Source organism: Paracoccus aerius (assembly GCF_014656455.1).
Taxonomy (GTDB): Bacteria; Pseudomonadota; Alphaproteobacteria; order Rhodobacterales; family Rhodobacteraceae; genus Paracoccus; species Paracoccus aerius.
The window spans coordinates 19,219-29,658 of record NZ_BNCL01000022.1 but is presented as its reverse complement, the minus strand read 5'-3'; the positions used below and the strand labels follow the sequence as shown (position 1 = coordinate 29,658).

The window sequence follows — 10,440 nt, the reverse complement described above, 5'->3', positions numbered from 1 at the left end:
GAAACTACAGCCGTTCGGATGACCGCATCCGCGAGGATGTCAGCGACCGCCTGTCGGACGACCGCCATATCGACGCCTCCGACATCGAGGTCTCGGTCAGCGGGGGCGAGGTGACACTGGACGGCACGGTGGACAGCCGTTCGGCCAAGCGCCATGCCGAGGATCTGGCCGAAAGCTGCTCGGGCGTGAAGCATGTCCAGAACAACCTGCGCGTCAAGGACCGCCAGATGTCGGGCGGCTCTTCCGGTTCCATGTCCGGCAGCGGTTCGACCGGCATGAGCGGCGGTTCCGGCAGCGGAATGGGCAGCGGTGGCGGGATCACGGGTGGCAGCAGCACCGGGAGCACTGGCGCGAGCAGCATCGGTGCTGGAAGCACCAGCGGCAGCAGTGAAACCATTGGGGGCGGCAACAGCAAGACGGGCTCGTTGCAAACCTAAGAGCGTCATGGGCCGCCGCCTTGCGCAAGGCGGCGGCCTCTACAGGCATGCGCGTCCAGACGGAACTCATCCCTCATCCCGGGTCTTCAGGATGCTGTCTACCGCAAGATTGATGAGGCAGGCGTCCTGCCTTGGCTATGGGGCCATTCCCCGAGGAACCGCCGATGCGACTGCCGTTCACCACACCCGCGCCACGCAAGGGCATGCCCGATCCGCATCTTGACCATGCCGCCTTTGCCGCACGCTTTCGATCGCAATTCGCTGGGCCGTCCTTCGATGCGCTCGGCCCTGAACTTGACCGCCTGACCGAAGCAGCCTGGCAGGAGTACCGCGAAGGCAACAAGAGCCCCCGCACGCGCAAGGCGGGTGACGGCTATCACGATCCCGACTACGACCTTTCAGTGGACTGGATCGAGGCAAAGGCCGCAATCGATGCGGCCGCGCTGCGTCACCGTGACCCGATGCGGCCGCCCCGCCTGCTTCTCGTCAACGGCTCGCCTCGGTCCGAGCACACCTGCCCGAGCGAGATGTCCAAGAGCTATCGCCAGATCGAGATCGCGCGAGAAGCAGTAGAGGCAGAGGGTGCGGAAGTGGAGGTGCTGGACCTGTCGCGCCTGACATCCGAATACGGGCGCCACATCCATCCCTGTAAAGCCTGCTTCTCGACGGCCGCGGCGCTCTGCCACTGGCCCTGCTCGTGCTACCCCAACTATGCCGCAGGGCAGGTGCAGGACTGGATGAACGAAATCTATCCCATGTGGGTCGCCGCCCATGGCATCCTTATCGTCACGCCGGTGCACTGGTACTCGGTGTCCTCACCCATCAAGCTGATGATGGACCGCCTGGTCTGCGCCGACGGCGGAAACCCCGACCCTACGCTGACCCATGGCAAGGACGCCAAGGAGGCCAAGGCGCGGGAGCTGGAAGGCTGGCCCTATCCGCGCCATCTGGCGGGGCGGTTCTTCGCGGTGGTCGCGCATGGCGATGTGGAGGGCGCCGAGGGCGTGCGAAGGTCGCTGGCCGACTGGCTTCGGTTCATGGAACTGAGACCCGCGGGCCGCATGGCCGAGCTTGATCGCTACATTGGCTATTGGAAGCCCTACGCCACCTCTCACGAGGCGCTTGATGACGACGAAGCTATTCAGGAGGAGGTGCGCAATGCTGCCCGCACGCTCTTGCAGGCAGTCAGCGATGCGCGCGCCGGGCACCGCGCCGATGCCTCGCGCGGGTTTAGGGAGCCACGGCAAAAATGATGCAGCAGTCCGGGGGACAGCGCGGAGGCTAACGACTTTGCTAAATCGAAGACTGCTGACTGGAATCAGCATGGCAGTGTCGCTTTCCTCATCCGATCGGGCTGACGCATCGTCAGGCTCACCTATTGTGGTCATTGAATTGTCGCGCTGACATATCCTTAATGTAATCCAAGCTGTTTGATAATTGAGCGCCATGGGTTTGCTGGTCAAGGGTCGGTACAGGCGCGTACTGGAGTTGGCTATGCGGTCGATCCCCCACCGCTCAGGCCCACATGGCCGAAATCCGAAAGTCGGGCAGTCTCTTCCCAGCCTTCCATAACACCCGTTGATAGCCATCGATGCCGATTGGCAATCATCTAGGGTTGCGCAGGACGGCTCCGAATGGACCGGTTGTCTTTTTCGGCTTGCCCCCACTGCATGCGGGAGCAAGCCATGTGGGCAGCGGTTAAGAGTTGACGCTGTCCTTCAGAGCCTTGGCTACCGTAAACTTTACCACGCGATCGGCAGGTTTTGTCATCGCCTCGCCTGTGGATGGATTGCGGACCTGTCGCTCGGGACGATCCCGGCAGGAGAGCTTGCCCAAGCCAGGAAGGGTGAGGGCGCCACCCTCGGCCACGATCGAGGTCGCAACTTCCGAAAGCGCATCGAGAACAGAAGAGACATCCTTTTTCTCAATGCCTGACTTCTCGGCCAGAGTGGCAAGCAGCTCAGTCTTGGTCATCGGCTTCATGTTCTTTCCTTGTCGTTTGAACATCTGGGGTAGGGGTAGCCAGTGTCGGCTAGTTTTGCCACCTGAATACGATCTAGGCCAAGGTCCGGGAGGGGTGAACCGGGGTTCGATCTCCTCGACCAGAGCAATTGCGAAATCTTCAAAGGAAATGCTGCTTGAAACGCGCGCCGGGCTGAAGGATGGAGCAGTATCCTGGAGATCAGTTCAGCGAACGTGACTGCTCAGGATACACGGCTCCATGAGCCTGGCTTGGCCAACATGACCTTGTCAAAGGAGTCTCCTTAGTCTCCCAAAAGCTAACGGTGCGCCAGTTTCATTGCCGGCAAGAAGAGCTATCGTCTGCCCCCCAAATGGGCCTGTAAGGGGAGGCGTTCACCAGCCTTCAAATCGCTTGGTCAGCGAATCCGGATCAGCCACCACGTGCACAGTCAGTTTGTCACCACTTTGGTGGATCATCAGAACAGTGAATGAACCATCGTGCATGGGAGTGATCCATCCGAGCCGCCAAGGCGGGTTCTCAAGGAGATAGATGGCCTTTGTCCGAGAATCAGTAAGGACAGCACGCTTCATGATGAGTGAAGCATTGTATGCTCGGGCTTTCGTGGCAATGGGATACACTGGTGACAAGACACCAATAGCACCCGTGAAAAGCGCAGGGCGCTACTGGCAAAGCCGACCCTGTTGGAGGGGGGTATTCTTGGGAGCGGCCGGTCAGGCCAGCCGTCAGAGTTGCGCACACTCCTTCTTCGTTGGACCCGCACTGCCAGAAGCGCGTTTTGTCCTTACCTGCTGCTGGCAAAGCAATAAGGGAGGAGACTATGAAAAACGCGATCCTGAAGCTGGAAGGCAGTCCTCAGCTTATCGGTGTTGTTGAAACCGGAGGTGACTACCTGCGCTTTCACACCCGAACTGACATGATTCCAGAGGAATTCCGCCGGCTCAAGGACGGACAAATCGAGATGGACGGCAAGAATGAGCGAGTTCTGCTGGAAAGTGCTCAATCAACGCGACGGGACGGATACACCATCGAGTTGACCCTGCGCCGCTTCGCGCCATCTGCTTGAACAGCTTGGCGCGCACATGAGACAGGATGCAGCAGAACCGGACTTCGTGGACGAGGAGCTCAGGCCCATGCTCGGGGCCCAGATCCGGAAGATGGAGCAGGGGACCGCAGGCATCCTTGCGTGAGAGAATGCCCCCGCCGCTCAGGTGAAGCTGCTCCACCCCTTCCGGGGATCGGTCCGGTTTGTGCGACCACGTTGCTTTCGGAGATGCCGGAACTCAGCCGCATGACGGCGTATCAGGCAGCCTCAATGGCCGGCGTTTCACCCGTGCGCCGTGACAGCGATGCGATATGCAGTTGCCGCATGGTCGCGGGAGGACAACAAGCGCTGCAACATGCGCTTTTCCAAGCCGCACTCTCTGCCGCATCTCATAGTCCGTCCCTGAAGCGGTGGCCCCGCGTCTCAAGGAAAAGAGCAAGCCGCACGCGTCACGGTTAACACCTCGCCGTCGCGCCCGCAGGTCAAGCGAACTCGCCATTGAGCCGATTGGAACGTCAGGCGGAACTTCCCACCATCCTCTCCTTCGCCTCGTTCCACAATGTTCCTGATCTTCCCAGAGCGCATGAGATCCTGAAAGCTGGTCACATCGAGTTCCAGTAGCGGTGCAATCTCGGCCGCCTCAACGATGGGACGATCCTGGTCGAACGCGATCTTTGTGGCAAAGTCGAGACTCATGACACGGGTCCTTTCCTCTAGGTCGCCAGTTGTTCGTCGGCCGGGCCGAAGAACTCGTAGTGGATGCGGTCGGCTGGTATGCCCACATCCTTCAGACCGCCAACGAAGTGCCGCAGGAAAGGACGGGGGCCGCAGAGATAGACCTCCGCGTCATCCAGAGGCGTGTTGGCCCGGAGCCAGTTGATGGTGATCCGGCCCGATTTGGCCCTGTCGTCGCCGCCACTCTCGTAGAAGGTCTCGACCAGAACATTACCGTGCCGGGCGGCCGCAAGCCGTACCTGAGCGTCAAGGGCATGATGGGCAGGACTGCTTGTGCCGTGCACATAAAAGACGGGGACGTCGCGATGCTGTTCTGCCAGCACCTCCAGCATGCTGACGATGGGCGTCAGGCCGACCCCGCCCGACAGCAGGATCAGGGGACGCTGCGGGTTCTTGGCAAGATGGAAGTCCCCAGCAGGTGGCGTGGCCTCAAGGATGATGCCCACAGGCACGCGATCATGAAGAAAGCAGGATGCTTCGCCATTCGGCTCTCGCTTCACGGTGATCCGGTAGCCCTCGTCGCTTGGGATGCTGGAGATGGAGTAGTTCCGCTTCACGCCCGGAAGGCCGGCCTCGTCAAAGCGCAGGGTCAGATACTGCCCCGGCCGGTGCGGGACAACAAGGCCGCCGTCCTCGGGCCGCAAGATGAATGAGACGATCCCTTCCGCCTCGACCTGCCGCTCAGCCACCACGAAGCGGCGCCAGTCAGTCCAGCCTCCGGGCTGCGCTTGGATCTTTGCGCGGATGGCGGCTTCGCGTTCGATCAAAAGGTCAGCCAGGAACCAATAGGCCTCGCCCCATGCCTGCAGAATGTCCGGTGTCGCCGCATCGCCCAGAACCTCTTCCATGGCACCAAGAAGAGCTTCCGCCACAAAGGGATAATGCTCTGGCAGGATCGCATAGCCGATGTGTTTCTGGGCAATCCGTTCCACCGCCGCGCCCAGAACGGACAGGTTTTCGATGTTCTGGGCATAGGCCAGCACCGCCTGGGCCAAGGCAAGGCGCTGCGTGCCCTTCTTCTGATTGGCCTGGTTGAACAGCGCAGCGATGTCTGTGTTGCGGAACAGGCGGCGGTACATCGTCTCGGTGATCACGGGACCATGCTGTTCCAGCGCGGGCACCGTCGCCTTCACGACGGTGATGGTCTGTTGCGACAGGGGGCGCGGCATGAGTCTCTCCTAATCATGCATTCTCAATGCATCTATAGATCCCTATACATGCAAATGGAATGCATCTAATGTAAAAAGATGAAGTTGACCCGCTACACCGACTATGCGCTTCGTGCGCTGATCTACCTTGCCAACCATGATGGCGGGCTGGTGTCGATCCGGCAGATCGCGGAAGCTCATGGCATCTCGCAGAACCACCTGATGAAGATCATCCAGGATCTGGGGGCTGCTGGCTTCGTCAAGACCACCAGGGGACGTCACGGTGGATTGTCGCTGGCACGGCCGGCTGCGGACATCACCATTGGTCAGGTTGTCCGGCATACCGAACGCGATGGTGGCCTCGTCGATTGCAGCACCTGCCGGATCGCCGAAGGATGCAGCCTGCCGGACGTCTTTTCCGAGGCCAGGGAAGCCTTCATAGCCGTGTTGGACAAGTGTCGCCTGTCGGATGCCGCACGCACCCCGGATGCCTTTCGGCATCTGTTCGTAGCCTGATGGAGCAACATCCGCGCTGACCGGGCGGGCATTCGTCTGCCCCGCTCGGTGCTCGTCCGGCTGAGGCAGGCAGGTCACCGCTCTGCTATGACCAAGATCAGAAAGTGGGTCGGACTGCCTCCACCTGCACATCGTTGAACGAGGTCACCAAGGCGTCCAGCTGGCTCCAGTCGGTCGTCAGGCAGGCGGCGGTGGACAGGGCATCGGCAAGCGCTGCGCTTGGCGCAGATACTGTCACCTGCGTCCAGGGCGAAGCCACCGGCCTGCCGGTGCGCGGGTCGAGGATATGTCCGTCCTGTCCGTTCGCGTCGAAAGACGTCGCCTGCGGGGCCGATGTCGCAAGCGCGCGAGCCGACAGGGACAGGCTGTCACCGTTCTGAATGCGGACGGGCCAGCGGCGTTCGCCCAAGGCGCGCAACTCGCCCGTGTCGATCAGGACGTTCGTCAGCCCTTCGGCTTCCAGAAGGGCGGCCACCCGGTCAGCAACATAGCCCTGGCCGATGCCGTTCAGCGTCAACGCCATGCCGGGCCGCAGCGTGATCGCCTGGGGTGACAGGGCCACGTCGTTCCAGCCACCAAGCGCCACGGCGGCAGCGCGTTCGGCGCGCGTTGGGCGGCGGTTCTGCACGGCCGCTTCGGCCCATACCGCCCAAAGCGGTTGCAGCGTCACATCGAAAGCACCGCCGCTGGCATGATGAACAGCTCCGGCCAGGGAAAGAATTTCCAGCAGTTCGAAGGGCGGGTTGTCCAGGCGCCCATCGCGGTTCAGCCGCGACAGGGCGCTGTCGGTACGATACAGCGATAGGATGTTTTCCAGCCGATCGATCTCGGCCAAGCAGCGTGCGGTGATCTCCTCGGCCTGCGGATGATCCAGCCGGATCGAGGCGCGGGCACCAAGTGCCTGACCGGTCCAATGGCGGGCCGGGGCAGCGGCAAACGCGCCGGGCAGGATGGCGGCGATGGCTGAGATGGTCAGGAAACGGCGGCGGGTCAGGGTCATGGCTTATCCTCGGGGGGCGACAGGGCGCGCAGGCGATTTTCGAAATCCGCGTCGTCAGCATTGTCGGATGTCCCGGTTTCAGCAGGCGCCAAGACCAGCTTGTCGGGGATCTGGGCCAGGCGCATGACGGTGCCGCCTTCCTGCATAGCAAAGGCCTGGGCTGCGGACTCGGTGCCGAACGGCACTGCTTCAGGCGCCCCCATGCCACCCTCGCGTGCAGATCCCAGGACATAGAAAGCGTCCTCGGCTTCGATCCAGTTGCCTTGGCCTGGATCGTCCCAGTTGGCGTCAGCGGCGCCCATGTCGTTGACCTGCATTGCCAGGATCGGGTGGCTTTGTTCTGGCAGGCGTTGATAGGCGATGGCGTCGCGGACCTGGCTGAAGAACAGGGGCCTACCCGGCATGCCCTCCAGATGAACCTGCGCTTTGGGGCCGGGATGTTCCAGAAGGTTCATCTGGCAGAAATGTCCCAGCGTTTCTGCGGTCAGTTCAATGGGCGAGGTGTCCTGGACAACCTCCTCCTTGCAGGCGGCAAGGGCCAGGCCCAGGGCCAGGATTAGGGCGGGCTTCATGGCGTGACCTTTCGGAAGGCGGCGATCGCCAGCATCAGGGCCAGCAGGGGCCAGAGCGCAACGGACAGGGCCGACTGCCACAGGGGAATGGCCGCCGCCGCGCCGCCCATCCCGCCTGCGGCGGCACTGGCTTCGGCTGCGGCCAGGTTGAACAGGCGGAAGGCGTCGGCCGGATTGGCCAGCAGCGCCAGCGGCAGCGCCTGCGTCGTCAGCGCGCCGCCCCCGTCCGACACGATCAGCGCCAGCAGCACCAGGTCATAGAGGACGACCGCCCCCAGCCACAGCCCAACCGCAAGCCCTGCAGCCCCGGACGGACGCCGCGCAAGCGCCGACAAGGCATAGCCCGCCCCTAGGAAGGTCGCACCCAGCAGGACGGAACTTGCGACCAGTCGCAGCAGGGCAGGCAGCCCGGCAGCCGACGCCGGGTCCATCCAGAAGGCCGCCCCCGCCGCCGCGCCGTAGCCCACCACGACCGCCAGCGTCAGGATCGCCAGATGCGCGAGCAGCTTGCCCGCCAGCACCTCGGCCCGCGAAACGGGATAGGTCAGAAGCAACGGCAGGGTGCCGCGCTCGACTTCCCCGGCGACGGCGTCGAAGCTCATCAGCAGGGCGATCAGCGGGACCAGATAAACCGCCAGCGAGGTCAGCGAGGCCACGATCACCGACAGCCGGTCGGCACCGATGTCGCCCGTAGGGGCGGCCCCGGCGGCGGCAAGGACGAGGGCAAAGACCACCATCAGTGCCACGGCGATGGCGACCCAGCGGTTGCGCAGCGCGATGCGGAATTCGACGGCGGCAGTGGACAGGATGCGGTTCATTGCCCGTCCCTTCTACTGAAATGAGAGTAGATGTCTTCCAGGCTGGGCGGGATCACCTCAAGGTCGGCCACCTGCGGCAGGCCGGTGATCCGCGCCAGCATGGGTAGTTTCTCGCCTTGGGCAATATCCAGATGCAGCCGCCCGTCGCCATTGGCACGCGCCATGGGCAGGGCGGCGGCCAGGGCAGCCTTTTGCCCGGCGGTCGGCGCCACGCTGATGGCGACCGGCAGGGCGGCCTTGCGGCGCAGGTCGGCCAGTGACCCTTCCGCCATCAGCCGCCCGCCTGACAGGATCAGGATGCGGTCGGTCCGCGCCTCGACCTCGGTCAGGGCATGGGATGACAGCAGGATCGCGGTGCCCCCCGCCGCAAGATCGTCCAAAAGGGTATAGAAATCTCGCCGCGACACCGGATCAAGCCCCGAGGTCGGCTCGTCCAGGACCAGCAGGCGCGGCTTGCCGATCAGCGCCTGCGCCAAGCCGACGCGCTGCCGCATCCCCTTGGAGTAGGTGCCGATGCGGCGCTTGGCGGCATCGCCCAAGCCCACGCGGGCCAGCAGGTCCAAGGCCTGCGACGGACGTTTGCCTCGCAGCGCAAGATAATGGCGGACCTGCTCTTCGCCCGTCAGGGCCGGATGAAAGGCGGCGCTTTCCGGCAGATAGGCAACCTGCGCGCGCGCCGCAGCGGAACCGGGGGCCGCGTCGCAGACCGTGACCGCACCACCGTCGAAGGGGATGAGACCCAGGATGATCTTCATCATCGTAGATTTGCCCGCCCCATTGTGCCCCAGCAGCGCCACGCGCTGGCCGGGCTCGACCGTCAGCGACACGTCACGCAGCGCCTCGACCCCGGCAAAGCGTTTAGTGAGATGCGATATCGTCAGGGTCGATGTCATCGTATGTTCCTTTGGCCCAGCGTCCGGCCACCTCGGCCTCATGGGCCTCGATGTCGGGAGCGACGGGGATGGTCAGCGGGCGCATCAGCGGGTGGCTGTCGGAAACGCCGCCGGGCAGGGTGGCGGGAAAGCTCGACTGGCTCCAGCGGACAAGCTGCACGGCGGGCGATCCGGTCAGAAGGGCGGCGGCCGGCTGCGACCACAGGATGTGGTCGATCAGGTCGTTCGGGCGATAGGTGGCGTCGGCCACCCCGTCGCCGTTCAGGTCATAGGCCGGATGGTCGGACCAGAAGTTGCCGCGCCCCTCGTGGCTCCATTCCATGAAGCGGGTGCCGACGTATTTCACCTGTTCCCGGTTGCCCATGAAGGCATTGCCGGTCAGGACGTTCTTCTCGGACCCGGCGGTGAAATGGATGCCGATGCCGCAGTCCTGGAAGCGGTTGTCCCAGATCAGGTTCTTGTGCGCGTTGTAGATGAACAGGCATTTCTTCGTCCCGCCCCGGATCAGGTTCCCGGTCACGTCGGCATTGTTGGCATAGTTCAGCATCAAGCCGTGTTCCCGGTCCCCCAGGCTGAGGTTGTTCAGCACCTTGGCCCGGTCCGAGAACATGATGGCAAAGCCCAGATGGTTGCCGATGCTGATGTTGCCCGACACCTCGGTGTTGCGCGTGTACATAAAATGGACGGCAAAGCGCAGGTCGCGCAGGGTGTTGTTGCGATAGACGCTGTCGGCGCTGGCGTTGGAAAAGATGCCGTCGCGGCCGTAGCGGATCACGTTGCCGTCCAGCAGCGTGCCGGGGCTGTTCCAGACATAGATGCCGTTGCCGCGTTCGTTCATCTGCCGGTTCTGGCGCCCGGTGATGCGGTTGCCCGTCACCTGCGCGTCCCGCCCGCCATGCACGTCGATGCCGTGCATGTTGTCGGTCAGGACCAGCCGGTCGATCACCGCGCGGTCCGCGCCCTTGAGGATCTTCACGCCCGCGTCCAGATCTTCGTTTTTCGTCCCGGACCCGGTGACGGTGAAGCCGCGCAGCACCACGTCGGGGGCGTCGACGGTGATGACGGAACCCTGGCCCCCGCCGTCCACCACGGCCCCTTGCGGGCCGGAGATCGTCAGGGGGCGGTCGATGGTGACGGGGCCGGGATAGGCCCCGCCGGTCAAGATCAGCACATCGCCGGGGGCGGCCCCGGCGATGGCCTGGGCCAGACTGCCCGGACCGGGCGCAACCTCATGCTCTGCCGCCAGGGCGGGCAGGGCAGACAGCAGGCCAAGGATCAGGGCAAGCCGGCGCATG

Annotated in this window: 13 protein-coding genes; 5 read left to right on the top strand and 8 right to left on the bottom strand. The window is 63.6% G+C overall.

Annotated features, from left to right (window positions below; translation table 11 throughout):
* Together IE224_RS17810 and IE224_RS17805 are read left to right on the top strand one after the other, a co-directional pair.
* Positions 1–437 (top strand): BON domain-containing protein (locus IE224_RS17810; protein ID WP_191312432.1); only part of this gene is annotated, 437 nt, incomplete at its 5' end.
* Positions 438–601: 164 nt separating this feature from the next.
* Entirely contained in the window at positions 602–1,690 is a 1,089-nt protein-coding gene (locus tag IE224_RS17805; RefSeq protein WP_191312430.1) for a flavodoxin family protein, read from the top strand.
* 445 nt (positions 1,691–2,135) lie between these two features.
* On the opposite strand, the gene IE224_RS17800 is transcribed toward IE224_RS17805, so the two are convergent.
* The gene (locus tag IE224_RS17800) at positions 2,136–2,420 is read right to left on the bottom strand and encodes an HU family DNA-binding protein (RefSeq protein WP_229849437.1); all 285 of its coding nucleotides are present in this window, start codon (positions 2,418–2,420) and stop codon (positions 2,136–2,138) included.
* Between the two features lie 818 nt (positions 2,421–3,238).
* On the opposite strand from IE224_RS17800, the gene IE224_RS17795 reads away from it, so the two are divergent.
* Both IE224_RS17795 and IE224_RS21435 read left to right on the top strand, forming a co-directional pair.
* Positions 3,239–3,484: a hypothetical protein gene (locus tag IE224_RS17795; protein ID WP_191312428.1), complete on the top strand. Its 246-nt coding sequence runs from the start codon at positions 3,239–3,241 to the stop codon at positions 3,482–3,484.
* 120 nt (positions 3,485–3,604) lie between these two features.
* Positions 3,605–3,922, top strand: coding sequence for a transposase (locus IE224_RS21435; protein ID WP_373305580.1), 318 nt, complete (start codon positions 3,605–3,607; stop codon positions 3,920–3,922).
* Here the strand turns inward: IE224_RS21435 and IE224_RS17785 are convergent.
* A complete protein-coding gene (locus IE224_RS17785) occupies positions 3,887–4,159 on the bottom strand; it encodes a DUF6522 family protein (protein WP_191312424.1) in 273 nt (90 codons plus the stop codon). The genes IE224_RS21435 and IE224_RS17785 overlap by 36 nt on opposite strands.
* Before the next feature lie 17 nt (positions 4,160–4,176).
* Positions 4,177–5,367, bottom strand: a complete 1,191-nt coding sequence (gene hmpA / locus IE224_RS17780; RefSeq protein ID WP_191312421.1) for an NO-inducible flavohemoprotein — start codon at positions 5,365–5,367, stop codon at positions 4,177–4,179.
* Positions 5,368–5,445: 78 nt separating this feature from the next.
* Here hmpA and IE224_RS17775 point away from each other — a divergent pair, with 78 nt between their 5' ends.
* Positions 5,446–5,862, top strand: a complete 417-nt coding sequence (locus IE224_RS17775) for an RrF2 family transcriptional regulator (RefSeq protein ID WP_191312419.1) — start codon at positions 5,446–5,448, stop codon at positions 5,860–5,862.
* A 97-nt stretch (positions 5,863–5,959) separates the two neighbouring features.
* On the opposite strand, the gene IE224_RS17770 is transcribed toward IE224_RS17775, so the two are convergent.
* The 5 genes from IE224_RS17770 to IE224_RS17750 are packed head-to-tail and all read right to left on the bottom strand — an operon-like array spanning position 5,960 to position 10,439.
* Complete coding sequence (locus IE224_RS17770; protein WP_191312417.1) at positions 5,960–6,862, bottom strand: FAD:protein FMN transferase; 903 nt, start codon at positions 6,860–6,862, stop codon at positions 5,960–5,962.
* Positions 6,859–7,434 (bottom strand): nitrous oxide reductase accessory protein NosL, encoded by a 576-nt coding sequence (locus tag IE224_RS17765; protein ID WP_191312415.1) that lies wholly within the window; start codon positions 7,432–7,434, stop codon positions 6,859–6,861. The genes IE224_RS17770 and IE224_RS17765 overlap by 4 nt, the downstream gene beginning before the upstream one ends.
* Positions 7,431–8,252, bottom strand: a complete 822-nt coding sequence (locus IE224_RS17760) for an ABC transporter permease (RefSeq protein ID WP_191312413.1) — start codon at positions 8,250–8,252, stop codon at positions 7,431–7,433. Before IE224_RS17760 ends, IE224_RS17765 begins: the two co-directional genes overlap by 4 nt.
* A complete protein-coding gene (locus IE224_RS17755) occupies positions 8,249–9,145 on the bottom strand; it encodes an ABC transporter ATP-binding protein (protein WP_191312412.1) in 897 nt (298 codons plus the stop codon). Before IE224_RS17755 ends, IE224_RS17760 begins: the two co-directional genes overlap by 4 nt.
* Positions 9,111–10,439, bottom strand: a complete 1,329-nt coding sequence (locus IE224_RS17750; protein WP_191312409.1) for a nitrous oxide reductase family maturation protein NosD — start codon at positions 10,437–10,439, stop codon at positions 9,111–9,113. The genes IE224_RS17755 and IE224_RS17750 overlap by 35 nt, the downstream gene beginning before the upstream one ends.
* Position 10,440 lies beyond the last annotated feature (1 nt).